Origin of the sequence: Streptomyces sp. MCA2 (assembly GCF_023544705.1) — a bacterium.
Classification (GTDB): Bacteria; Actinomycetota; Actinomycetes; order Streptomycetales; family Streptomycetaceae; genus Streptomyces; species Streptomyces decoyicus.
The window spans coordinates 1-24,713 of record NZ_JAMJFM010000036.1 but is presented as its reverse complement, the minus strand read 5'-3'; the positions used below and the strand labels follow the sequence as shown (position 1 = coordinate 24,713).

At 74.1% G+C, this 24,713-nt stretch carries 14 protein-coding genes; 11 read left to right on the top strand and 3 right to left on the bottom strand.

The window, feature by feature from the left end:
- Window positions 1–60: 60 nt before the first annotated feature.
- Window positions 61–279 (bottom strand): hypothetical protein, encoded by a 219-nt coding sequence (locus tag M8I34_RS26510; RefSeq protein WP_250053312.1) that lies wholly within the window; start codon window positions 277–279, stop codon window positions 61–63.
- 170 nt (window positions 280–449) lie between these two features.
- Between M8I34_RS26510 and M8I34_RS26505 the strand changes: the two genes are divergently transcribed.
- From M8I34_RS26505 to moeZ, 6 genes are all read left to right on the top strand, one after another.
- Window positions 450–1,484: an alpha/beta hydrolase gene (locus M8I34_RS26505; RefSeq protein WP_250053310.1), complete on the top strand. Its 1,035-nt coding sequence runs from the start codon at window positions 450–452 to the stop codon at window positions 1,482–1,484.
- A gap of 8 nt (window positions 1,485–1,492) precedes the next feature.
- Window positions 1,493–2,956 carry a DUF3152 domain-containing protein gene (locus M8I34_RS26500; RefSeq protein ID WP_374210991.1) on the top strand — a complete coding sequence of 488 codons (1,464 nt, stop codon included), beginning with the start codon at window positions 1,493–1,495 and terminating at the stop codon, window positions 2,954–2,956.
- Between the two features lie 381 nt (window positions 2,957–3,337).
- Window positions 3,338–5,272 (top strand): DUF3492 domain-containing protein, encoded by a 1,935-nt coding sequence (locus M8I34_RS26495; protein WP_250053308.1) that lies wholly within the window; start codon window positions 3,338–3,340, stop codon window positions 5,270–5,272.
- Window positions 5,273–5,504: 232 nt separating this feature from the next.
- Window positions 5,505–6,737: a hypothetical protein gene (locus tag M8I34_RS26490; RefSeq protein ID WP_250053307.1), complete on the top strand. Its 1,233-nt coding sequence runs from the start codon at window positions 5,505–5,507 to the stop codon at window positions 6,735–6,737.
- A gap of 256 nt (window positions 6,738–6,993) precedes the next feature.
- Window positions 6,994–7,950, top strand: a complete 957-nt coding sequence (locus M8I34_RS26485; RefSeq protein WP_250053305.1) for an NAD(P)-dependent oxidoreductase — start codon at window positions 6,994–6,996, stop codon at window positions 7,948–7,950.
- A gap of 368 nt (window positions 7,951–8,318) precedes the next feature.
- Window positions 8,319–9,497: an adenylyltransferase/sulfurtransferase MoeZ gene (gene moeZ, locus M8I34_RS26480; RefSeq protein ID WP_244418818.1), complete on the top strand. Its 1,179-nt coding sequence runs from the start codon at window positions 8,319–8,321 to the stop codon at window positions 9,495–9,497.
- Window positions 9,498–9,596: 99 nt separating this feature from the next.
- Here the strand turns inward: moeZ and M8I34_RS26475 are convergent, their stop codons facing one another.
- Window positions 9,597–12,626 carry a lysylphosphatidylglycerol synthase domain-containing protein gene (locus M8I34_RS26475; protein WP_250053303.1) on the bottom strand — a complete coding sequence of 1,010 codons (3,030 nt, stop codon included), beginning with the start codon at window positions 12,624–12,626 and terminating at the stop codon, window positions 9,597–9,599.
- Between the two features lie 188 nt (window positions 12,627–12,814).
- On the opposite strand from M8I34_RS26475, the gene M8I34_RS26470 reads away from it, so the two are divergent.
- From M8I34_RS26470 to nudC, 5 genes are all read left to right on the top strand, one after another.
- Window positions 12,815–13,234, top strand: a complete 420-nt coding sequence (locus M8I34_RS26470) for an MGMT family protein (protein ID WP_284050835.1) — start codon at window positions 12,815–12,817, stop codon at window positions 13,232–13,234.
- A 232-nt stretch (window positions 13,235–13,466) separates the two neighbouring features.
- A complete protein-coding gene (locus M8I34_RS26465) occupies window positions 13,467–17,153 on the top strand; it encodes an ATP-dependent DNA helicase (RefSeq protein ID WP_250053299.1) in 3,687 nt (1,228 codons plus the stop codon).
- 529 nt (window positions 17,154–17,682) lie between these two features.
- Entirely contained in the window at window positions 17,683–21,465 is a 3,783-nt protein-coding gene (locus M8I34_RS26460) for a UvrD-helicase domain-containing protein (RefSeq protein ID WP_250053298.1), read from the top strand.
- Between the two features lie 10 nt (window positions 21,466–21,475).
- Complete coding sequence (locus M8I34_RS26455) at window positions 21,476–22,876, top strand: dipeptidase (protein ID WP_250053296.1); 1,401 nt, start codon at window positions 21,476–21,478, stop codon at window positions 22,874–22,876.
- Between the two features lie 73 nt (window positions 22,877–22,949).
- Window positions 22,950–23,885 (top strand): NAD(+) diphosphatase, encoded by a 936-nt coding sequence (nudC, locus tag M8I34_RS26450; RefSeq protein WP_250053293.1) that lies wholly within the window; start codon window positions 22,950–22,952, stop codon window positions 23,883–23,885.
- A gap of 383 nt (window positions 23,886–24,268) precedes the next feature.
- On the opposite strand, the gene M8I34_RS26445 is transcribed toward nudC, so the two are convergent.
- Window positions 24,269–24,511 carry a mycoredoxin gene (locus M8I34_RS26445; RefSeq protein WP_030981625.1) on the bottom strand — a complete coding sequence of 81 codons (243 nt, stop codon included), beginning with the start codon at window positions 24,509–24,511 and terminating at the stop codon, window positions 24,269–24,271.
- Window positions 24,512–24,713 lie beyond the last annotated feature (202 nt).

Here is a 24,713-nt window from a genome sequence, read left to right as displayed (position 1 = left end):
CGGTCCGGGCCGAGAATTTCTGCCCGGCCCCTTCACCAGAAGCTGACATAACGTCCCAGGTCATCGGTATTCGTCTTCGTTGAGCTCCACGACGCGGGCCTGTTCGGCGCGATCCGCCTCGTTCGCCTCGTCCGGGTCGGTACCGGTCAGCGGCTCGTCGCTCCGGGGTGCGAGGTCGGCGGACTGCTCGGCGGCGTCCGCCTCGGGCGCTTCGATGTCGAACTCGGCGGCGTCGCTCTGCTCCTCGAAGGTCTCCGGGTCTGTCGGGTCGACGCGCATGATGGCTCCCTTTCCCGCGTGCTCGTTCGTCGGCTGGTGCCTGGCATGAAAGCAGGGGCCGGGGCGGCTGCCCTCGCCTACGAGCGTAGGAGAGTGGCCGCGGCAGCGCGATGCGGTGTGTGACGGCGGACACACGAACGGGGGTGTGATCGTCTCGTAACATCGTGCCCATGTCTTCGACCGAGTCGCCGGACACCGCGACCGCCGCTCTCCCGGTACCGCCGGCCGGTCCCGGCCGGGCCGGCGGGGCGGAGACGGTACGCACCGTGAGCCTGCCGGGCCTGACGCTGACCGCACGGGCGCCGGCCGGGCAGCCCGCGCGAGGGGACGACGCGCCGGACGGCGCCGCGGGCGACGGCGCCGGGCGCGACCGCGAGCCCGCGCTCTATGTCCACGGTCTCGGCGGCTCCTCGCAGAACTGGTCGGACCTGATGCCGCTGCTCGCCGACCGGGTGGACGGCGAGGCGATCGACCTGCCCGGCTTCGGCCAGTCCCCGCCGCCCGCCGACGGCAACTACTCCGTCTCCGCGCAGGCCCGCGCGGTCATCCGGTACCTCGACGCGGCCGGCCGCGGCCCCGTCCACCTCATCGGCAACTCCATGGGCGGTGCCGCGTCGACCCGGGTGGCGGCCGTGCGCCCCGATCTCGTCCGCACCCTGACACTGATCTCCCCGGCACTGCCCGAACTGCGGCCGCAGCGGACGGCGGTGCCCACGGCGCTGCTCGCCGTCCCCGGTATCGCCGGGCTCTTCGGCCGGCTCACCCACGACTGGACGCCCGAGCGCCGCACCCGTGAGGTGCTGGCGCTCTGTTACGGCGACCCCGGCCGGGTCAGCCCCGAAGGGTTCAACGCCGCGGCCGACGAATATGCGCGACGGCTCGAACTCCCTTATTTCTGGGAAGTGATGGAGCGCTCGGCGCGCGGCCTGGTGAACGCCTACACGCTCGGCGGACAGCACAATTTGTGGCGTCAGGCAGAGAGAGTGCTCGCCCCCACCCTTCTCGTCTACGGTGGGCGCGACCGCCTGGTCTCCTTCCGGATGGCGCGGCGGGCGGCCGCGGCATTCCGCGGTTCGCGACTGCTGACGCTGCCGGAGGCGGGGCATGTGGCGATGATGGAATACCCGGAGACAGTGGCGCGGGCCATCCGCGAGCTGCTCGACAGTGAAGTGACCGATGTGACCGCTGATGCGGGCAGGAGCTGACACGCCCCGTGGGACGCCATAGCCGCCGAGGCCGGCCCGAGACCGCTGCGGAAACTCCGGAGACGGCCGGTCCGCCCGGCAACAGCCCCTCGGGGGGCGGTGCACCCGGGCAGCCGCCGGGCCGCGGACGCCGCAGGCGCGAGCCGTTCGACGGCGACGCGGTGCGCGGCGGGCATCCCGAACAGCATGAGCCGGGCGGCGGCTGGGGCGCGTTCCCCGGGGCGCCGTCCTCCTCGGCGCAGCCCGGCCAGGGCGCGCCGAAGATCCCTCGGCCGCGCGCGGAGATGTTCGGCGCACCGCTCGCCGCACCGGGCAGCGGTCCCGGGCCGCGACGCGACTACGTGGACGCCTTCGACGCCGGGGCCTTCCCCGGCGGCACGGGCCGGCCGGGCGGCGCGGACGACCCGGACGACGATGTGTTCCGGGCCGGAGCGCCCCGGACGGCGGGCCCCGCGGCCGGTCCGTACGGGCCCGGCAAGGACGGGCTGCCCCCCGGCGGCCGGTTCACCGGGCGGTCGGTGGTCTTCGACCGGAACGAGGACGACGGGGCGGACCCACGGGCCGCATTCGGTGCGGACGGGGCCGGTCCGGGCGATCCGGCGGACCAGGACGGCGACGAGGGCGACGGGGAAGACGCGGCGGACGAGTCGCGGCACGGCAGCAGGAAGGGCGGCAAGGGCCGGACGTTCACCGGCGCCGCGGCCGCGGCCGTGACCACCGTCCTCGCCGTGGTCATCGCGGGCCAGGTCGCCGAACAGCGCACGGACGGCGGCGAACCGCAGACGCGCAGCGGCAACGACCGTACCGACGGGGTCGGCGACGACACCTCCAGATCACACGCCAGGCCCACCCAGGACGCCAAGCCCGCCGGTTACGACGAGCAGATGACGCAGGTCTTCCCGCTCGACGCCCATCTGACGGCCAGCGGCCGGTTCAAGCCGGTCAGCAGCGAGGCCAAGGCGCCCGGACGCGGCAAGGTACTGAGGTACCGCGTCGACATCGAGGAGGGGCTGCCGCTGGACGGCAACCTGTTCGCGGAGGCGGTGCACAAGACCCTCAACGACGAGCGGAGTTGGGCACACGACGGGCGGATGGCCTTCCAGCGGGTGGCGTCCGGCGACGCCGATTTCGTGATCACGCTGGCCAGCCCGGGGACCACCGACACGTGGTGCGCCAAGTCCGGCCTCGACACCAGCGAGGACAACGTCTCCTGTGACTCGGCGGCGACCGACCGGGTCATGATCAACGCATACCGCTGGGCGCAGGGCGCTCGGACCTACGGCCACGACAAGATGCACGCCTACCGGCAGATGCTGATCAATCATGAGGTCGGCCACCGCCTCGGCCACAACCACGAGAGCTGCTCCCGGAAGGGTGCGCTCGCCCCGGTGATGATGCAGCAGACGAAGTTCCTGACGACCGACGGGGTGACCTGCCGGCCCAACTCCTGGCCGTTCCCCACCCAGCGCTGAGCGGACGCCGCTCGCGCTGACCGGAGCGCGCGCCCGGCACGGACCGGGTGCCCGGCCCGCCCTTGCTCCTCGCCCCGGCGGCCGGCCCGCGGTGGCCCGTAGGCCCCACGGCAGTCCTGCGTCCAGGTGCCGCCGGCCGCTGTCCCGACGCTCGATGCGCAGGTCGCGGTGCGGCGCCGGGCGCTACGCGCCGTGTCCCGGCAATCACATAGCGCGTCGAAACGCCCTCAGGGGTGGAAAGTTACGTGCTTTCACCCCTTCCGGTGGCGCGATGGACAACCGTCCATCGCGCCACCGGCCCTTTGCATACCTTCTTCCCGCAGGTGGCGGCCGTGCCGCCGGCCCGCCGGGGACGCCGACAGGGAGGACGGGGGTGCACTCATGCGTATTGGACTGCTCACCGAAGGTGGCTATCCGTATGTGTCCGGTGAGTCGCATGCGTGGTGCGACCGGCTCGTGCGCGGGCTCACCGGCCATGACTTCGAGGTCTACGCCCTGAGCACCGGCCAGGAAGCGTGCGGCCGGACCGAACTGCCGCAGCACGTACGGCTGGTGCGCAGCGCGCCCCTGTGGGAGGAGTTCTCCGCCGGGCGCGGCCGGCGGGCCGAGGAGCGCAAGGGACGCGGCCCCGGACGGCGCGAACGGCGCCGTTTCGCCGAGTGCTTCGGCGATCTCGTGACCGCCTTCGCCACCGTGCCTCCAGGAGACGAGCCGGCCAGGGGCGCGCCCCACGGGGGCGAGCCGGCCGGGGACCTACCGGCCGTACCCGACGGTGCCGGCGGCTCCGCCGCGACCGGCAAGGCGGACCGTTTCGCCAGCGGTCTGTACGGGCTCGCCGAACTCGCCAGGGAACGTGGCCGGCTGCCCGCCCTGCTGCGCTCCGAGGACGCCGTACGCCTCCTGGAAGCCGCCTGTCACGGCCCCCACGCACTGCCCGCCGCCCAGGGCGCACAGGTCAACGATCTGCTGGCGGTCACCTCCGGGCTCGCCCTCGCGCTGCGGCCGCTGTCCCTGGACTGGTACGGCGACCGGCACGGCCCCGGGCTCGGCGGCGTGGATCTGTGCCATGCCACCTCGGGCGGCGCGGCCGCTCTCCCGGGACTGCTGGCCAAACGCTTCTTCGGCACCCCGCTCCTGGTCACCGAGTACGGCGTACGGCTGCGCGAGCACTATCTCGCGCGCGCCGCCTCGCCGTTGAGTGCGCCGGTGCGCGCGCTGCTCGCGGCCTTTCAGGGCGCGCTGGCCGCCGAGACCTATGCGCAGGCCGCGCTGATCACTCCCGGCAACACCCGCGCCCGCCGCTGGCAGGAGCGCTGCGGCGCCGACCGCGCCCGGCTGCGCACGGTCTACCCGGGTATGGACGCCGCCTCCTTCGCCGCCGTCGCGGACGCCGCGGCGGACGACTCCAAGACGCTGGTGTGGGTCGGCAGCGTCGAGCCCTCGAAGGACCTCTTCGCGCTGCTGCACGCCTTTGCCGAGATCCGCAAGGCCGAGCCGGAGGCCACCTTGCGGATCATCGGCGGCGCCGGCCGCGACCCCCAGGCGCCCGGATATCTCGCGCACTGCCGGGCACTGGCCGCTCAGCTCTTCCCCGACGAGGCGGCCGACGCCCGCACCGTCGGCGAGAGCCCGGTCAGCTTCGAGGAGATCGGCAGCCCCGAGGTGCCGGCCCTGGAGGACGCCTATGCCTCCGGTGCGGTGGTGGTGCTCTCCAGCGTCATCGAGGGCTTTCCGCGCTCCCTGGTGGAGGCGATGTTCTGCGGCCGCGCCACGGTCTCGACCGATGCCGGCGCGGTCTGTGAAGTCATCGGGGGCACCGGCCTGGTCGTCCCGCCGCGCAACCCCCGGGCCCTCGCCGAGGCCTGCACCGCGCTGCTCGGCGACCCGGACCGCAGGGCCCGGCTGGGCGCGGCGGCCCGGGCGCGGGCGCTGGAGCTGTTCACCGTCGAGCAGAACGTCGCGGCATTTCGTGGCATCTACCTGGAGCTGATCTCCCACACCCCGTCCCGCCCGGTCGCCTCCCGCGGGCGGGACGCACAGGGCGTACCGCAGCCCTTCGCCCGCCCCGCCGAGTCCCATGTCCCCGGCCGCTGGGCCGTGACCGGCGCCGCCACCCGGACCGCCGTACCCGCCGCTCGCACGCCGAGCTGGGCGGTGCCCGAGGGGGATCCGGCCACCGCCCTGCCGGTGCAGGCCGGCGGGTGCGCGGAGCCCGGAGGGGCGCCCGGAATCCGAGGGGCGGGACAGCTGAGGCGACAGGGAGGGTCCGGCGATCAGACCGGCGTGACCGGAGCAAGGGAGAGAGAGCAGTGGTGACGGCTGTGCTGGACGTGATGTGTGCGATGGGTGTGGTGGGCGTGGCACTGGTGACGGGCATGGCGGATGTGGCGCACCACGGCCGCCGGGACGGTCGTCGGCGCGGCGGCCGTGGGGGCAGCCCGGCGTACGCCCTCCCCGGTGGCCGAGGGCGCCCGGCCCGGTGGCGCCTGCCGCACCCCCGCCCCGGCCGGGGCGGCTGTGCGGCGGCCCGGGGGAGAGGGGACGTGCTGTGACCACACCCGACGGCGGAGCCACCCGCGCCGCGCCGGCCATGGAGGAAGAGGGCGCAGCCCGGACCGCGCCGCCGCGCAAGGAGGCCGCCCGCCCCGCCCGCCGCGGCCCCGCCGACCCCGTACGGTCCCTGATGCACCACCACCAGGAGCTGTGCGCCCGCGCCGTCGACGCGCTGGAGATCGCCGCCGGCCTGGAGGCGCACGGCGTCACCGACCGTACGGCCGCCCGCTTCCGGCACCGTGACGTCTTCTCGCTCGCCGAGGAGCTCTACGCCCGGGTGCCGCGCGCCGACCCGGCCACCACCCCGGCGGCCGCGCCCGAGCCGGCGGCCGCGCCCGCCGCCGCCCGGGGCTCCCGGAGCGTGCGCGGGGCGCTGCACCTGCTGCCCGGCGCCGTCTGCGTCGCGGCGGTGGCCGCCCTCGCCTCGGTCGGCGCGGCCCCTGTCGACGTACGTACCGCCGTCGGCGTCGCGGGCGGGGTGCTGGTCGTCCTCGCCGTCCGGCTGGGCGTCCGGTCCGGACCGCTGCGACGACGCCACCAGGGCGCCGGACCGCGGACCGCCGGCCTGTGGATCTGCTGGACGGCCGGGTACGCGGTGTACGGCGACTGGCTGCTGCGGCAACTGCTGGCCGGCGGCCCCGACCTCCGGTACGCCGCACCCCGGGCCGCCGTCGCGACCGCCGTGGCACTGGCCTTCGCCCTCGCCCCCGCGGCCGGCTGCGCCCACTGGTTCGCGGTGCGCGGGCGGCGCGGCCTGGCCGCCAGCCGGGGCCTGGGAGAACTCGCCGCCCGGGTCCGGCCGTTACTGCTCGCCACCACCCTGCTCTTCCTGGGCGCACTGGTGGCACTGCTCCTCGGCGCGGACGCCGTCTTCGGTGACGACGGCACGATGGCGGTGGTCGCGGCCGCCGCACTGGGCGTGCTGCTCTTCCTCGCCCGGCTGCTGGCCGTGCACGGTTTCCCCGAGGCGGCCGCGACGGGCCTGGCCTCGGCCGCCGCTCTGGAGGCCCTCGCCCTGTCCCTGGTGCTGATCGCCCGGCTCCCCGGTCTGCCGCCGCTCGGCCTCCCGGTCGAGGCGCTGGCCACCGCCGGCGGGCCGGCCGCCGTACCCGCCGTGGCCTGCACCGCCGCCGCACTCGGCCTCCTCGTCCACGGCCTGCGGGCGCTCACCGGCGCCTGCGCCCACGGGCCGGCTCCCTCCGGCCCGGCGGAGGCGCACCGGCCGTGACCCTCCGGACGACCCCCGGCCCCCGACTCCCGGTCCCCCCACACGGGCACCCCCACCACGCACCACCCCCGGAGCGGCACCCCGAAACAGCCGCTTCGGCCTCTTCCCCGCGGACCTCACCCCCCACGTGGCCCCCGCCCCCTGGGCGGACGCCGACGCCGCGGCCGAAGCCGATCTGCTTCCCTCGATCCGCCTTAGGAGCACGACACATGAACGTCCAGCCGACCACACGCCACGCGGACCGGGGGGTCGCACGATGAGGGTGCTGCTCATCGGCGCCAACGGCTACCTGGGCCGTTATGTCGCCGACCGCCTGCTCGCCGACCCCGCCGTCCAGCTCACCGCCCTCGGGCGGGGGGACGACGCCGACGTCCGCTTCGACCTGGCCACCGGCAGTCCCGGGGCGCTCACCCGCTTCCTCGACGCGGTCCACCCCGGGGTCGTCGTCAACTGCGCGGGCGCCACCCGCGGCGGTGCCCGCGAGCTGACCCGGCACAACACCGTCGCGGTCGCCACCATCTGCGAATCGCTGCGGCGCAGCAGCTGCGGTGCCCGGCTCGTCCACCTGGGCTGCGCCTCCGAGTACGGGCCCTCCCAGCCCGGCTCGTCCACCGCCGAGGACGCGATCCCGCGCCCCGGCGGCCCGTACGGCGTCAGCAAACTCGCCGCCACCGAACTGGTGCTGGGCTCCGGGCTCGACGCCGTCGTGCTGCGGATCTTCTCGCCGGTCGGCCCCGGCACCCCGGCGGGATCACCGCTCGGCCGGCTCGCCGAGGCGATGCGCCGCGCCATGCAGTCCGGCGACAACGAGCTCAAGCTCGGCGGGCTCGGCGTGCAACGGGACTTCGTCGATGTCCGCGATGTCGCACGCGCGGTGCACGCCGCTTCGCTGTCCGCCGCCCAGGGCGTCGTCAACATCGGGACCGGCCGCGCCGTACGGCTGCGGGAGGCCGCGTCCGTGCTGGCCCGGGTCGCCGGCTTCGGCGGCGCGCTCCACGAACTCGACTCCCCGCCGGCCCGGCTGGTCATCCCCGGCCCGTCCCCCGAGCACCCGGTCGGCTCGCCGCCCGCCACCTCCCCGTATCCGGACGGCTGCGGCACCTGGCAGCAGGCGGATGTCCGTACGGCCCGTGACCGGCTCGGCTGGCGCCCCCGGATCGGACTGGAGGAGTCCCTGGCCGACATCTGGATGGAGGCCGCATGCCGTATCTGACCGGCCCCACCGGCACCGCCCGCGCCCGGCGGCGTGAGACGGGTGTCCGCATGCTGGGACGCGGGGTGGGTGCTCCTTCGGCCGGTCGCAGGCGGCCGCGGGGGTATCTCCCTGCTTCTTGAGGGCCGGCGGGAGGATCGGAGCGGGCGCCGGGTGCGTCACCGGCCGCCGTCCCGCCCCGGTGCCGGGCGCTGTCGGCGGCGCCCGGGAGCCGCTGCCCGGCTGCTGGGACGAAATCGTCTCGCGCATCGGAACAGGTGTCTCGGAATGAAGAAGGGCGTGGCAGTGTTACGGGCAGAGCAAGCTCCCCCGGTCTCGGCTCCGCTCGGGCGGGGGGAACCCCATCAAGACCGACCAACGGAGTCCCCGTGTCGCTGCCACCCCTGGTCGAGCCCGCTTCCGAGCTCACCGTCGATGAGGTCCGCAGGTACTCCCGCCACCTGATCATCCCCGATGTCGGGATGGACGGGCAGAAGCGGCTGAAGAACGCCAAGGTGCTGTGTGTCGGCGCCGGTGGCCTGGGCTCGCCCGCGCTGATGTATCTGGCCGCGGCCGGCGTCGGCACGCTCGGCATCGTGGAGTTCGACGAGGTCGACGAGTCGAACTTGCAGCGCCAGATCATCCACAGCCAGGCGGACATCGGCCGCTCCAAGGCCGCGTCCGCCAAGGACACGGTGCTGGGCATCAACCCGTACGTCACCGTGAACCTCCACGAAGAGCGCCTGGACTCCACGAACGTCATGGAGCTCTTCGCGCAGTACGACCTGATCGTCGACGGCACGGACAACTTCGCCACCCGTTACCTGGTCAACGACGCCTGTGTGCTGCTGAACAAGCCGTACGTCTGGGGTTCGATCTACCGCTTCGACGGCCAGGCGTCGGTGTTCTGGAGCGAGCACGGTCCCTGCTACCGCTGCCTGTACCCCGAGCCCCCGCCGCCGGGCATGGTGCCCTCCTGCGCCGAGGGCGGCGTCCTCGGTGTGCTGTGCGCCTCCATCGGTTCCATCCAGGTCAACGAGGCCATCAAGCTGCTCGCCGGCATCGGCGACCCGCTGGTCGGCCGGCTGATGATCTACGACGCCCTGGAGATGACGTACCGCCAGGTCAAGGTCCGCAAGGACCCGGACTGCGCCATCTGCGGTGAGAACCCGACCGTCACCGAGCTCATCGACTACGAGGCCTTCTGCGGCGTCGTGTCCGAGGAGGCCCAGGAGGCGGCGGCCGGCTCGACGATCACTCCCAAGCAGCTCAAGGAGTGGATCGACGGCGACGAGAAGATCGAGATCATCGACGTCCGCGAGCCGAACGAGTTCGAGATCGTCTCGATCCCCGGCGCCAAGCTGATCCCGAAGAACGAGTTCCTGATGGGCACCGCCCTCCAGGATCTCCCGCAGGACCGGAAGATCGTCCTGCACTGCAAGACGGGCGTCCGCTCCGCCGAGGTCCTGGCCGTCCTCAAGTCCGCGGGCTTCGCCGACGCGGTGCATGTCGGCGGCGGCGTCATCGGCTGGGTCAACACCGTCGAGCCGGAGAAGCCGGTCTACTGACCCTCCCCACCACACGCCAAGGCGCCGGTCCGTGCACTGCGGACCGGCGCCTTCGTGCGCGGTGTGCGGTGACCCGGCCGGCGCGGCGGCCGGTCCCGCTCAGATCTCGCCCTTGCGCGTCAGGTAGTTGAACGCCAGCCAGCCCGGCAGCACCGGCAGCCAGAAGACCAGCAGCCGGAACAGCAGCACTGCCGGGAAGGCCACGTCACCGGCGAGTCCGGCGAAGGTGAGGGCACCGATCAGCGCGCTCTCCACGGCACCCACACCACCCGGCGTCGGCGCGGCCGAGCCCAGCGCGTTACCGGCGAGGAAGGCGACCGCGATACTCGCGTAGCTGATCGTGTCGCCGCCGCCGAACGCCCGGATCGAGGCGTCCAGGCACATCACGTTCGCCGCCGTCAGCAGCAGCATCCCGCCGATGCCGGTGACCAGCTTCCCGGGCCGCTGGAGGATGTCCAGCATCCGCGGGACCACCCCCGCGAACAGCGAGCGCACCCGCCGGGAGACGAACTTGCGCAGTGCCGGCACCGCCGTGACGATCAGCACCAGGACGGCCACGGTCAGCAGCCCGGCGATGACCGTACGGGACGGCGAGAGCGTCGGGGTCTGCTCCTGGGTGCCGGTCAGATATCCGAAGACCAGCAGCAGCAGGATGTGACTGCCCAGACCGAACAGCTGGGACGCGCCGACACTGGCCACCGCCAGGCCGGGCCGGACCCCGGCGCGCTGGAGGAAACGGGTGTTGAGCGCCACCCCGCCGATCGCCGCGGGCGCCACCAGCTTCACGAAGTTGCCGGCGATCTGCGCAATGACCGTCCGGACGAACGACACCCGCTCCGTGACGAACCCCAGCAGGCTCATCGTCGCCGCGATGTACGTCAGCGCCGAGAAGAACATCGCGACCAGCACCCATTGCCAGCCGGCCTTGCTGACCACATCGCCCAGGTTGAAGTGGGTGAGCGTGGACAGCAGGTAATACACCGCGAAGGCGCCGGCGATCCAGCTGATCAGGATGCGCGGGCTGAGCCGCTCCAGCTTGGCGGGCTGGATCACCGCCGTCGGACGGATCAGCAGCACCTGTCTGCGGATCTGCGCGAGCAGGTCCTCCTCACGGGCCTCGTCCGAGGCCTCGTCCAGGGCGCGTTTCTCGGCGTTCTTCGCCGCCTGCCGCTCGGCCCGCAGCGTCTTGCGGTCCTTGGGGCTCCCCGCCTCGCGTGCCTCCCGGGCCTCCTTGGCGGCCTGGGACGCCTCCAGCACCGCCTCGCGCTCCCGCTTGGAGCGCTCACGGGCCAGCTGGCGCAGCGTCGCGCGGGTGGTGCGGCTCAGCGCGATCGGCTGGAGCAGCGGCAGGCTGTCGGCGACCGCGTCCGGGCCGAGCACCTCGACGGCCGCGGCCACCGCGCGCTCGGCGCCGACCCGCAGACCGCAGGTGGTCAGCAGCTGGGCGATGTCCATCCGCAGCACGAGGTCACCGGCCGCGATCTCGCCGCCGCGCAGCTCGGTCAGGACGATATTGCCGGAACGATCCATCAGCAGCGCGTCCCCGACCAGCCGCCGGTGCGCGATCCGCCGGGACTGGAGCGCCTCGACCTGCCGCCAGGCGCTGTGCATCAGCGCGTCGGTGATCTCCTCGTCGGCCAGCGAGTCGAAGGTGCGGCCGCCGATGTGCTCGTAGACCAGCATCACCGCGTCCGGGCCGAGCTCGGAGGTGGCGATCAGCTTCGGGGCATGGGCGCCGGCCGCGATCGCCGCATACGCCAGCAGCGCCTCCTGCTCCAGCGCCTGGCGCAGCGACTGGAGGCTGCGGCGCTGGTTGATGCCGCGCAGCGAGAGCCGGCGCCACACGCGGTAGAAGAAGCCGTGGGCCTGCTGCTCGCGGTCGACGACGGTGACATCGATCGGCGGGCCGTCCTCCAGGGTGACGAGGTAGCGGCGGCCGCGGTCGGGGTGCTCGGACGGGTCCGTGGCGGTCGCGTCCTCCGCACGCAGCGCGGAGACCGGGTGGAAGCCGACCCGGCGCAGCCCCGCGAGGAGGTTCTGGCCGGTGGGGCGGACGTTGGGGGAGCCGACCGCGTAGAGGGTGCCGTAGGCGACGGTCCAGCCGATCAGCACGGTCGTGACGATCGCGAACGGCGTCGTATACCGCCCGACCAGCACCGCGAATGCGTCCAGCAGCAGCACGCACCACATCGCGACCCGCCAGCGTGGCCGCCGGGACATCCCCACCGCCGTCATATAGGCGATCACGGGCGCCAGATAGCTGTGCACCGGAGCGGAGAGGGCACCGTTGTCGAGGGGCTGGGTCAGCGCGGCCCGGATGGACGCGGGCGCGGCGTCGGCCACCCACAGGTCGGCGGCCAGCGACACCCCGTGGGCGAGGACCGCGGCCAGCACACCGTCCGCGATCCGCAGCCCGTCCCGCTTGACCAGCCGCTCGACGGCGAACGCCACCGGCACGATCAGCACCGCGACGCTGGAGGTGAGCCCCGCCAGATTGATCAGCAGCGGGGGCGCGGCCTTCGCGCCGGTGCCGATGTCCCGCGCCAGGCCCTGGGTGGTGCCGTGGGCGAAGGTGGCGAGCCCGAGGACGAGGGCGATCCCGGCGATGCCCAGCAGCAGCCGCAGCAGGTCGGCGGGCCGGTGCACCCGGGCGGGCAGCAGCGGCTCGTCGCCGGAGACCCGGTCGACGTGGAACTCGCCGTACTCGTCGGAGCCCAGGTCGGAACGGTGCGAGCCCGTGTGGGGCCTGCCCGGGGCCGCGCCGGACGCCGGCTCCTCGCCCTGGTCGCGCGCGGCCGGTCCGTCCTGCGCCTGCTCGGGCTGCTTGCTGTCCCTCTCCTCCTCGTGCCGCTCGGGTGGCTCGGGCTCCTTGGGCTCTTCCGGCCTCTCGGACGCCCCGGGTCGTTCGGCCTTCTCGATCGTGCTCGCCTTTTCGGTAGCGGAAGCCGTATCCGGCCTCCGTTGGTGCTTCCCCTGTCGCGCCGCCTGCTGACGCATCGGACGCTCGGTCGGCGCGGCCGGTTCGGGCGCGGTGCCGGCGGCGCCGACGGCCAGCGCCTCAGGGGCGCCCGCCTCCCGTGGAGGCGCCGCACCCTGCTGCTCGGCCGTCTCTTCTTGATCTCGTATCACCAGTCACCGTCCGGAAGATGGTGGCACGGCCGACCGGTGGAGGGGGGCATCAGGGTGCATTCCGGGGGGCGCGGGAAGTGGATCATCCTCCCCGCGCCGGGCCTGTCGGCGCCTTGCCGCCGACCTCCTGGGGGCGCTGGACCGTGTGTCCGATCCCATTGTCGGTGCCGTGCGGCAGGATGGACCGAATGAGTGGGACCGGAGATATGGCCGAGGGCGAACTCCCCGCATACGCCGAACGGGTCCTGGCCGTTGCGGAGCTGATCCCGGCGGGCCGGGTGATGACGTACGGCGATGTCGCGGAGTGGCTCGCGGGCGAGGCGCAGGACGAAGGGCTTCCGGCGCAGGACGGCGGCGGGCGAGGGGTGGGCGGACCGCGCCAGGTCGGGCGGGTGATGGCGCTCTACGGCGGCGCGGTGCCCTGGTGGCGGGTGGTGCGCGCGGACGGCCAGCTGCTGCCCGGCCAGGAACTGCGCGCGCTGGCCCACTACCGGGACGAGGGCACACCCCTGCGCACCGCCGCGCGGACGGCCGAGGACCACATACCGCGGCTCGACATGCGGCGGGCCCGCTGGGACGGGCGCCCGGACGACGGCGCGGCTCCGTAGGGGGTGTCCTCCTGGCGCCGACGGCATCGCGCGACGCTGCGCCGACGGCCTTGCGCGACGAGCCGTGGGACGCGCTGCGGCTCGGGTGCCACCTGGCGTAGCGTCGGGCACTGCCGTCACGACGACGGCCACGCCGCGCGCCGCGCAGCCGGACGACCGGTCCGGCCGGTCCGCAGCGCCGCACACCACCTACGCACCACGACGAGCACCCTCCTCAGGACCGGCGATCCACGTGAGTTCCTCCTTCTCGGCCAGCCCGCAGACGCAGCCCCGGCGGGCGGCGCCGCGGGGTGCCGCCGGCACGTACCGGCTGGTGCGTACCCCGCCGGGGCGGGTGGCTCCTCCTGCCTTGGACGCAGCCCAGCGCGCCGTGGTTGACCACCGGCACGGGCCGCTGCTGGTGCTGGCCGGGCCGGGCACCGGAAAAACCACCACGCTGGTGGAGTCGGTGGCCCGCCGGGTGCGGGCCGGCACCGACCCCGAGCGGATCCTCGTCCTCACCTTCAGCCGCAAGGCCGCCGTCGAACTCCGCGACCGGCTCGCGGCCCGGCTGACGGAACCGGAGGGCCGGCCCGACGGGCCTGCCGGCACGGGGAGCGGCGGACCACGGGCGGGCATCCCGCAGGCGACGACCTTCCACTCCTTCTGCTACGCCCTGGTCCGCGCCCACCAGGACGCCGACCTCTTCGCCGACCCGATGCGGCTGCTGTCCGGACCCGAGCAGGACCTCGTCGTCCGTGAGCTCCTCGAAGGACAGGCGGAGCTGGCTGGCGCCGGGCGCGCCCGGGTCGGCTGGCCGGACGAACTGCGGGCCTGCCTGACCACCCGCGGCTTCGCCGACGAGGTCCGCGCGGTGCTCGCCCGCAGCCGCGAACTGGGCCTGGGCCCGGACGCCCTCGGCGACTTCGCCCGGCGCACCGGACGCCCCGACTGGAGCGCCGCGGCCGATTTCCTCGCCGAATACCTCGATGTCCTGGACGGCCAGGGCGTCCTGGACTACGCCGAGCTGGTGCACCGCGCGGTGCTGCTCGCCGAGCGCACCGACGTCGCGACGCAGCTGGCCGCCGCCTACGACGCGGTCTACGTCGACGAGTACCAGGACACCGACGTCGCCCAGGTACGGCTGCTGCGCGCGCTCGCCGGCAACCACGGAGCGACGGCGGCGCCGGGCTCCCCGGGACGCACGCTCGTCGCCTTCGGCGACCCCGACCAGTCGATCTACGCCTTCCGGGGCGCCGACGTCAACGGCATCCTCGACTTCCCCGAGACCTTCCGGCGCGGCGACGGCGCCCCCGCTCCGGTGGCCGTACTCGGCACCTCCCGGCGCTCCGGCGCCGGCCTGCTCGCCGCCACCCGGCTGCTGGCCCGCCGGATGCCGCTCACCCGCCTCCCGGCCCAGAAGGTACGCGCCCACCGCGAGCCCGTGCCCGTACGGGACGGCGGCCGCGTCGAGGTGTACACGTACCCGACACCCGGCGCCGAGCTCGACAACATCGCCGACATCCTGCGCCGCGCCCACCTGGAAGACGGCGTGCCCTGGCGCGAGATGGCCGTCCTCGTCCGCGCCGGGGGGCGCTCGCTCCCCGGCGTACGCCGTGCGCTCACCTCTGCCGGGGTCCCGCTCGACATCGACGGCGACGATCTCCCGCTGCGCCATGAACCCGCGGTCGCGCCCCTGCTGACGGCGCTGCGGGCGGTGGCACGGGCCGCGCTGGGGCGGGGGGCTGCGGCTGTTGACTCCGGTGAGCGCGTGGTTGAAGAAGGCGAATCCGGTGGGGAGGGGGCCGGGGAGGCGTCTGGGGAGGTAGTTGGGGAGGCGTCTGGGGATGCGGACCTTGGTGACGTCGATGCGGGGGATGCCGCTACGGGTGACGCCGGTGTGGGTGAGGCCGGTGCCGGTGTGGCCGCGTCCGGTGGCCGCGGCTCCGGGGAGGCCGAAACCGTCGGCGCCGAATCCGGGGAGGGCACCTCCGCCGCACCCGATGACGCTGGCCCCGGCGACACCGCCCGCCGCTGGCTCGATGCCGAGACCGCCCTGGACCTGCTGACCTCCCCCCTGGGCGGCATGGACTCCGCCGACCTGCGCCGGCTGGGGCGCGCCCTGCGCGAGGAGGAACGCGCCGCCGGGCAGCCCCTGCCGCGGCCCTCCGACGAACTGATCGCCCAGGCGCTCGCCGAACCACAGCGCCTGGTGGCCCACGACCCCGCCTACGCACGCGGCGCCCAGCGGCTCGGCCTGCTGCTGCGCAAGGCCCGCGAACTGCTGGCCGGCGGCGGCACCGCGGAACAGGCGCTGTGGGAGCTGTGGGACGGCACCCCCTGGCCGCAGCGCCTGGAGCGGGCCGCCCACCGCGGCGGCGCCGCCGGGCGCAACGCCGACCGGGACCTGGACGCCGTCGTCGCGCTGTTCGAGACCGCGGCCCGCGCCGAGGAACGTACCGGCGGCCGCGGCGCCCTCAACTTCCTGGAGGAACTCGACGCCCAGGACATCGCCGCCGACACCCTCACCCGCCGCACCGTGCGCCCCGACGCCGTACGGCTGATGACCGCGCACCGCGCCAAGGGCCTGGAATGGCGGCTCGTCGTCGTCGCCGGGGTGCAGGAGGGCCTCTGGCCCGACCTGCGCCGGCGCGGCTCGCTCCTGGAAGCCGACCGGATCGGCCGCGACGGCCTGGCCGAGCCGCTCACCCCGGGCGCGCTGCTCGCCGAGGAACGCCGGCTGTTCTACGTGGCCGCCACCCGCGCCCGCGAACGCCTGGTCGTCACCGCCGTGAAGGCCGCGGCCGACGACGGGGACCAGCCGTCCCGTTTCCTGACCGAGCTGGGCGTCGCCCCCCAGGACGTCACCGGCCGCCCGCGCCGCCCCCTTGCGGTGGCCGCGCTCGTCGCCGAACTGCGCGCCACCACCGTCGACCCGGCCGCCACCCCGGCGCTGCGCGAGGCCGCCGCCCAGCGGCTCGCGAAGCTGGCGGCCCTGCACGACGACGACCACCACCCCCTGGTACCGGCCGCCCACCCGGACAACTGGTGGGGCCTGCACGAACCCACCCACAGCACCGTCCCGCTCCGCGACCGCGACCGCCCCGTCGTCCTCTCCGGCAGCGCCCTCGACCAGCTCGCCAACACCTGCTCGCTCCAGTGGTTCCTGGGCCGCGAGGTCAAGGCGGACGCCCCCGCCACCGCCGCCCAGGGCTTCGGCAACGTGGTGCATGTGCTCGCCGACGAGGTCGCCTCCGGCCGCACCCCCGCCGATCTGTCCGTCCTGATGGAGCGGCTGGACTCCGTATGGGACGCCCTCGCCTTCGACGCCCCCTGGAAGTCACGCCAGGAGAAGGAGACCGCGCGCGCCGCCCTGGAGCGCTTCCTGCGCTGGCACGTCATGGAACGCGAGACCCGCGGCCGGGAGACCGTCGCCACCGAGCACGGCTTCGACCTCACCCTCCGGGCCGGCGCCTACGAGGTACGCATCCGGGGCAGCATGGACCACGTCTCCCGGGACGCGCAGGGACGGGCGTACGTCGTCGACTTCAAGACCGGCAAACAGAAACCGACCGGCCCCGAGGTCGCCCGCCACCCCCAGCTCGCCGTCTACCAGCTCGCGGTGCGCGAAGGCGCGGTGGACGAGGCCTTCGACGGCCGCACACCGCAGCCGGGCGGCGCGGAACTGGTGCATCTGCGGCTGGGCGCGGCCCAGAAGGAAGGCGGCGACGCGCTGCCCGCCGTACAGGCGCAGCAGCCGCTGGAGGCGGGGGACCCTCCGGCGGAGCCAGGGGGAGAGTGGGTCGGCGAACTGCTCGCCACCGCCGCGGGCCGCGTACTGGAGGAGCGGTTCACACCCACCACCGGGACGCACTGCACCCACTGCACCTTCCGGGCGTCGTGCAGCGCACAGCCGGAGGGGCGGCACGTGGTGGAGTGACATTCCGCTGCGCTTGGGCGGCCCTCCCACGTTTTCGGCTTTCCCGCCGTGGTGGTTGCTCGCCGTTCCCCGCCCGCTGCCGCGGTGCGCTCGCCGTTGCGCCTGCGGCGGGCGGGGCCGCTGCGCGGGGCTGTCGGGGGTGCGGTGACGGGCCTGCGCGGGTGGGTGGGGAAACCGTTGGTGGGGGTGCAGGTGGGTGGTCCGGTGTGCCTTGTCGCTCACAGGGAAGTGAACTGGCTTCGTACGACGCACGCCCCTACCCACCGTCACTTACTTCACCCACGGGAGGGGACGGGCCGAGGGGTCTGGTGTGTGGACGTAAAGCGCAGCAGTCCACACACCAGGCCCCGCAGGCCCGTCACCGCACCCACAGCCCCGCGCAGCGGACCCGGCCCGCCGCAGGCGCAACGGCGAGCGCACCGCGCAGCGGGCGACAAACGGCGAGCAACCACCACGGCGGGCCGGCCGAAAACGTGGGCCGACAGCCCAGCGCAGCGGATTGTCAGTGCCGACCGTTACGGTTTTCGCTGTGTCAGCTCGCCTCACCGACCCCGAGCAGCTCAAGGAGCTCCTCGGCATCCCGTTCACGCCGGAGCAGACGGAGTGCATCACCGCTCCGCCCGCCCCGCAGGTCATCGTGGCCGGAGCCGGTTCGGGCAAGACCACGGTGATGGCCGCGCGCGTGGTGTGGCTGGTCGGCACCGGCCAGGTCGCCCCCGAACAGGTCCTCGGGCTGACGTTCACGAACAAGGCCGCCGGCGAGCTCGCCGAACGCGTCAGGTCCGCGCTCCTCGCCGCCGGAGTCACCGACCCCGACGCGCTCCCGCTCGACGCCGCCGGCTCCGCCACCGACCAGCCCCCCGGCGAGCCGCGGATCTCCACCTACCACGCCTTCGCCGGCCAGCTCCTCAAGGACCACGGCCTGCGCATCGGCCTGGAGCCCAGCGCCCGGCTCCTCGCCGACGCCACCCGCTTCCAGCTCGCCGCCCGCACCCTCCGGGCCGCCCCCGGCCCCTACCCGGCGCTCACCACCTCCCTGCCCTCCCTCGTGGAGGACCTCCTCGCCCTCGACGCCGAGCTCGCCGAGCATCTCGTGGACCCCGCCGCGCTCCGCACCCACGACACCGAGCTGCTCGCCGCCCTCGACGGGGTGAAACTCACCAACGCCGACCTGCGCAAGGTCCCCGAAACCGCCCGCGGCCGCCTGGAACTGCTCGACCTCGTCACCGCCTACCGCGCCGAGAAACGCCGCCGCGACCTCCTCGACTTCGGCGACCAGATCGCCCACTGCGCGACCCTCGCCACCACCCGCCCCGAAGTCGGCCGGATCCTGCGCGACGAATTCCGTGTCGTCCTCCTCGACGAATACCAGGACACCTCCGTCGCCCAACGACTGCTGCTGTCCGGCCTCTTCGGCTCCGGCACCGGGCCCGCCACCGGACATGCCGTCACCGCCGTCGGCGACCCCTGCCAGGCCATCTACGGCTGGCGCGGCGCCTCCGTGGCCAACCTCGACGACTTCCCCGCCCACTTCCCCTTCCAGGACGGCACCCCCGCCCGCCGGTACGCCCTCAGCGAGAACCGCCGCAGCGGCGGCCGCCTCCTCGACCTCGCCAACGGCCTCGCCGCACCGCTGCGCCGGATGCACGAGGGCGTCGAAGCGCTGCGCCCCGCCCCCGGAGCCGAACGCGACGGCATCGTCCGCTGCGCCCTGCTGCCCACCCACGCCGAAGAGCTCGCCTGGCTCGCCGACTCCCTCGCCCACCTCGTCCGCACCGGTACCCCGCCCGGCGAGATCGCCGTACTGTGCCGCACCGCCGCCGATTTCGCCCGCATCCAGGGCGAACTGGTCGACCGGGACATCCCCGTGGAGGTCGTCGGCCTCTCCGGGCTGCTGCATCTGCCCGAGATCGCCGACCTCGTCGCCGTCTGCGAAGTCCTCCAGGACCCCACGGCCAACGCCGCCCTGGTCCGCCTGCTGATCGGCCCGCGCTGGCGGATCGGCCCCCGCGACCTCGCGCTCCTCGGCCGCCGCGCCCGCACCCTCGTCCACCGCGCCGCGCCGTCCGACGACCCCGGACAGCGCCTCGCCGAGGCCGTCGAAGGCGTCGACCCGGCCGAGACCATCTCCCTCGCCGACGCACTCGACACCTTCCTGGAGGCCGACGGACCCGACGACGGGCTCCCGTTCTCCGCCGAGGCACGGGTGCGCTTCGCCTACCTCGCCACCGAACTCCGCGACCTGCGCCGCTCCCTCGGCGACCCCCTCATGGACGTGCTCCACCGGGTGCTGGCCGCCACCGGCCTGGAAGTCGAACTGTCCGCCTCACCGCACGCCCTCGCCGCACGCCGCCGCGAGACACTCGGCACCTTCCTCGACATCGCCGCCGGATTCGCCGCCAAACAGGGCGGCGAATCCCTCGACGGCGACGCCACCCTGCTGGCCTTCCTCGGCTTCCTGCGCACCGCCGTCCAGTACGAAAAGGGCCTGGACAGCTCCCTGCCCGGCGGCGACAACACCGTCAAGGTGCTGACCGCCCACAAGTCCAAAGGCCTGGAATGGGACGTCGTCGCCGTACCCGGCCTGGTCACCAAGCAGTTCCCCAGCGAACAGGCCCGCGAGTCCTGGACCAGCCGGCCCAAGGTCCTCCCGCACGCCCTGCGCGGCGACGCCGCCACCCTCCCCGACGTCGGGGAATGGGCCGCCCGCGGCCTGAAGTCCTTCAAGGAGGCGATGAAGCAGCACCAGGAGACCGAGGAACTCCGCCTCGGCTACGTCACCTTCACCCGCCCCCGCTCCCTGCTGCTCGGCTCCGGCCACTGGTGGGGCCCCCAGCAGAAACGACCGCGCGGCCCGTCCGCCTTCCTGGAGGCACTGCGCGCGCACTGCGAAGCAGGACACGGCGAGATCGAGCACTGGGCCGAGGCCCCCGAGGACGGCGAGGAGAACCCGGCCCTCTCCGAGTCCGCCACGGAACAGGCCTGGCCGCTGCCCCTCGACCCCACGGCCACGGCCCGCCGCCGCACCGCCGCGGCCACGGTCCGCGCCCATCTGGAGCGCAGGACGGGGCAGGAGCCGGCCGCCCCCGCCGCCGCCCCACCGTCCCTGTCCGTCCACGACCCCGACTGGCCGCCACCACCGGCGGACGAGCCGTGGGCCACCGACCCGTACGCCCCGTATGACCCGTATGACGTGGCCGAAGCCGACCCGTTCGACGACGCCCCGCCGTTCGAGGACGCCGCCCCGTTCGACGACGTGGCCCCGTACGGCGCGCCCGTTACCGCCCGGTTCGACGACGACGCCGCGCCGCACGGGGCGCCGGCCCCCGGCCCCTCCGACGACGGCACTCCGTCCCACCACACCCCGTCCCACGACGCCCCGCCGCACCAAGCCCTGCCGCACGACGCCCCGCCGCACGGCACCCCCGAAGACGGGCCCGCCCCCCTCCGCGCCCATATCGGCGCCCAGCGCTCCACCGAACCCCATCTCACCGCCCTCACCGACCCCGGCACCGTCCACCCCGGCGACACGGCCCATCCCGGAGATGCCGCCCCCCACCCCGGCGATGCCGCCCCCCACACCCTCCTCCCCGAGGAGCGCCGCACCGTCGGGTCCTGGGACCGCGATCTGGACGCGCTCGCCGCCGAGCTGCGCCGCTCCCGCGCCACCGTCCGGGACGTCCCGCTGCCCTCCGCGCTCAGCGCCACCCAACTGCTCCGCCTCGCCGCCGACCCCCACGGCTTCGCCCGCGAACTCGCCCGCCCCATGCCGCGCCCGCCCCAGCCCGGCGCCCGCCGCGGCACCCGCTTCCACGCCTGGGTCGAATCCCGCTTCGAAGAGCTCACCCTGCCGCTGCTCGGCCCCGACGAGCTGCCCGGCGCCGAACAGGACGACGCAGCCGGAATCGTCGACGAGCACGACCTCGAAACCCTCAAGGAGGCCTTCGCCCGTACCCCCTACGCCCACCGCACACCCTTCCGGGTCGAAGCCCCCTTCCAGCTGACCCTCGCGGGACGGGTGATCCGCGGCCGGATCGACGCCGTCTACAAAGAGCCCGGCCCGGACGGCGACCGCTTCGAGATCGTCGACTGGAAAACCGGCCGTGCCCACAGCGCCGACCCCCTCCAGCTGGCCGTCTACCGCCTCGCCTGGGCCGAGCGGTACGGCCTGCCGCCATCCGCCGTCGGCGCCGCCTTCCTCTACGTCCGCAGTGGCGAGGTGGTCAGACCCGCACGGCTGCCCGGCCGGGCCGGACTGGAACGCATCCTCCTCGGCGAGACCGCCGACCGGCCTCCGCCGGAAGGCCGATAGGCTCGGTCGTATGAGCAACACCCCGGACAGCGCCGTCCGCGCGTACATCACCCTCCATCGCGAAGCCTTCCTCGAAGACCTCGCCGACTGGCTGCGCATCCCCTCCGTGTCCGCCGACCCGGAGCGCGCCGGCGATGTGCGCCGCAGCGCCGAATGGCTCGCCGCGAAGCTCACCGACACCGGTTTTGCGACCACCGAGATCTGGGAGACCGGGGGCCTGCCCGCGGTCTTCGCCGAGTGGCCCTCCGGTGACCCGTCCGCGCCGACCGTGCTCGTCTACGGCCACCACGACGTACAGCCCGCCGCCCGCGAGGACGGCTGGCACACCGACCCCTTCACGCCGCAGACCGTCGACGGCAAGCTCTACGCCCGCGGCGCCGCCGACGACAAGGGCCAGGTGTTCTTCCACACCCTGGGTGTGCGCGCGCACCTCGCCGCGACCGGCCGCACCGCCCCCGCCGTCAACCTCAAGCTGCTCATCGAGGGCGAGGAGGAGTCCGGCTCACCGAACTTCCCGGCCCTGATCGAGAAGCACGCCGACCGCCTCGCCTGTGACGCGGTGATCGTCTCCGACACCGGCATGTGGTCCAGGGACACCCCCACGGTGTGCACCGGCATGCGCGGCCTGACGGACTGCCAGATCGACCTCTACGGCCCTGACCAGGACATTCACTCCGGCTCGTTCGGTGGCGCGGTCCCCAACCCCGCCACCGAGGCCGCCCGGCTGGCCGCCGCGCTGCACGACGCCGACCGCCGGGTAGCCGTCCCCGGGTTCTACGACGGCATGATCGAGCTCACCGACCGCGAGCGGGAACTCTTCGCCGAGCTGCCCTTCGACGAGGAGGAGTGGCTGCGCACCGCGCACTCCCACGCCCCTCTCGGCGAGGCCGGCACCACGACCCTGGAGCGCATCTGGGCCCGCCCCACCGCCGAGGTCAACGGCATCGGCGGCGGCTATCAGGGCCCCGGCGGCAAGACCATCGTGCCGTCCACCGCACAGCTCAAGCTGTCCTTCCGGCTGGTCGCGGGCCAGAGCGCGGCCGCCGTGCAGCAGTCCGTACGCGACTGGGTGGCGGCGAGCCTCCCGGCGGGCATCCGCCACGAGATCACGTTCTGGGGCGCCACCCGCCCCTGCCTCACTCCGCTCGACCACCCCGCGCTCCAGTCCGTCGTCCGCGCCATGGGCCGGGCCTTCGAACAGAAGATCCGCTTCACCCGCGAGGGCGGATCCGGGCCCGCGGCCGACCTCCAGGACGTCCTCGGCGTCCCGGTCCTCTTCCTCGGCATCTCCGTCCCGTCGGACGGCTGGCACGCACCGAACGAGAAGGTCGAGCTCGACCTGCTGATGAAGGGCGTCGAGACCGCCGCCCACCTGTGGGGCGACCTGGCGGAGACCTGGCGCACGACGTGACCGCGCACCGCCGTACCGCTCCGCGCCCCGTACGCAGCAATCACCCACGCCATAGGGGGAGTTGGAAACAGCAGTGACCACCTGGACCGACCACACCGCCGGCCGGCCGCTCACCTTCAGCGCGCCGAGCGGAATTGACCGCTCCGCCCATCATCGCCTCGACGAAGCCTGGCTGGCGGCGGCCTGGAGCCACCCGACGACGCGCGTCTTCGTGGTGTCCGGCGGACAGGCACTGATCGACGACACCCCTGACGGCCGCACCGAGCTGATCATGACGCCGTCCTTCGAGGCGCCCATGACCGAGGCGCACCGCTACTACCTCGGCACCGACGACGAGGGCGTCAGCTACTTCGCCCTCCAGAAGGACTCGCTGCCCGGCCGCATGGACCAGTCCGCGCGCCCGGCGGGCCTGCGCGAGGCCGGTCTGCTGCTGTCCCCGCGCGACGCCGGTCTGCTCGTACACGCCGTCGCCCTGGAGAACTGGCAGCGACTGCACCGCTTCTGCTCACGCTGCGGCGAGCGCACCGTCATCGCCGCGGCGGGCCACATCCGCCGCTGCCCGGCCTGCGGCGCCGAGCACTACCCGCGCACCGACCCGGCCGTGATCATGCTCGTCACCGACGAGGAGGACCGCGCGCTTCTGGGCCGCCAGGTCCACTGGCCCGAAGGCCGCTTCTCCACCCTCGCCGGGTTCGTCGAGCCGGGCGAATCCATCGAGCATTCGGTGGTCCGCGAGGTCTTCGAGGAGGCCGGCGTCGTCGTCGGTGAGGTGGAGTACGTCGCCAGCCAGCCCTGGCCGTTCCCCTCCAGCCTGATGCTGGGCTTCATGGCGCGCGCCACCTCCTCCGAGATCCAGGTCGACGGCGAGGAGATCGAAGAGGCCCGCTGGTTCTCCCGCGAGGACCTGCGCGCCGCCTTCGAATCCGGCGAGGTCCTCCCGCCGTACGGCATCTCCATCGCCGCCCGCCTCATCGAGCTCTGGTACGGCAAGCCGCTGCCCAGGCCGTGAGCACCGGGCGGACGGGCGGGCGGCGGTACGGCGGCCGGGACGCCTGACGCTCGCCCGCCCGCACGCGCGCAAAAAAGAGGGCCGCCGGCCGGAACCACCACTTGATGGATCCGGCCGACGGCCCTCTGTACACGCTGTAGGCACTCAGCCGGCGCGGGGCTGCCCCTCAGAAGGAACCCCTCAGCGCAACGGCACAGCCACCCCGGAACGGCGCTGCTCATCCCGGAGCGCACTGCTGCCGGGGGAGCCACCCAGGCCTCCGGGAAGCCGCGTCGCCGCCGAGGCGAAGGGCCTCCGCATCCGCGTCGCCGCCGAGGCGAAGGGCCTCCGCAGAACCACAAAGGCGAAGCGCCCTCGGAGAAGAAGCGCCCTCGGAGAAGCCGTCAGGCCCCGACCTTCTGCTTGACCTGCGCCAGGGACGGGTTGGTCAGCGTCGAACCGTCGGGGAACAGCACGGTCGGCACCGTCTGGTTGCCGCCGTTCGCCTTCTCCACGAACGCCGCCGACTCCGGGTCGTGCTCGATGTTGATCTCGGTGTACGCGATGCCCTCGCGGTCCATCTGACCCTTCAGCCGACGGCAGTAGCCGCACCAGGTCGTGCTGTACATCGTCACAGTGCCCGCCATGCGTCCCGCGCTCCTTCGTTAAGTCTTGATCAATACCACCCGACGCCGTACTCGGCGCGGCCAAGCACCACAACGAACATCGAGCCCCAGCCATTCCCGGCCCCCTGGGCGACCCATTCCCGACGCCGCGATCCGAGCCCCGGGCCCGCGCCGGGACCCGCATCCGGGCCCGGGCCGGAACCTGAACGCGGACCCGGGCCGG

Coding starts and splice junctions, on each gene's coding strand:
- M8I34_RS26485 (WP_250053305.1), top strand. CDS start 6,994: ATGAGGGTGCTGCTCATCGGCGCCAACGGCTACCTGGGCCGTTATGTC.
- M8I34_RS26470 (WP_284050835.1), top strand. CDS start 12,815: ATGAGTGGGACCGGAGATATGGCCGAGGGCGAACTCCCCGCATACGCC.
- M8I34_RS26510 (WP_250053312.1), bottom strand. CDS start 279: ATGCGCGTCGACCCGACAGACCCGGAGACCTTCGAGGAGCAGAGCGAC.
- M8I34_RS26455 (WP_250053296.1), top strand. CDS start 21,476: ATGAGCAACACCCCGGACAGCGCCGTCCGCGCGTACATCACCCTCCAT.
- M8I34_RS26495 (WP_250053308.1), top strand. CDS start 3,338: ATGCGTATTGGACTGCTCACCGAAGGTGGCTATCCGTATGTGTCCGGT.
- M8I34_RS26445 (WP_030981625.1), bottom strand. CDS start 24,511: ATGGCGGGCACTGTGACGATGTACAGCACGACCTGGTGCGGCTACTGC.
- M8I34_RS26505 (WP_250053310.1), top strand. CDS start 450: ATGTCTTCGACCGAGTCGCCGGACACCGCGACCGCCGCTCTCCCGGTA.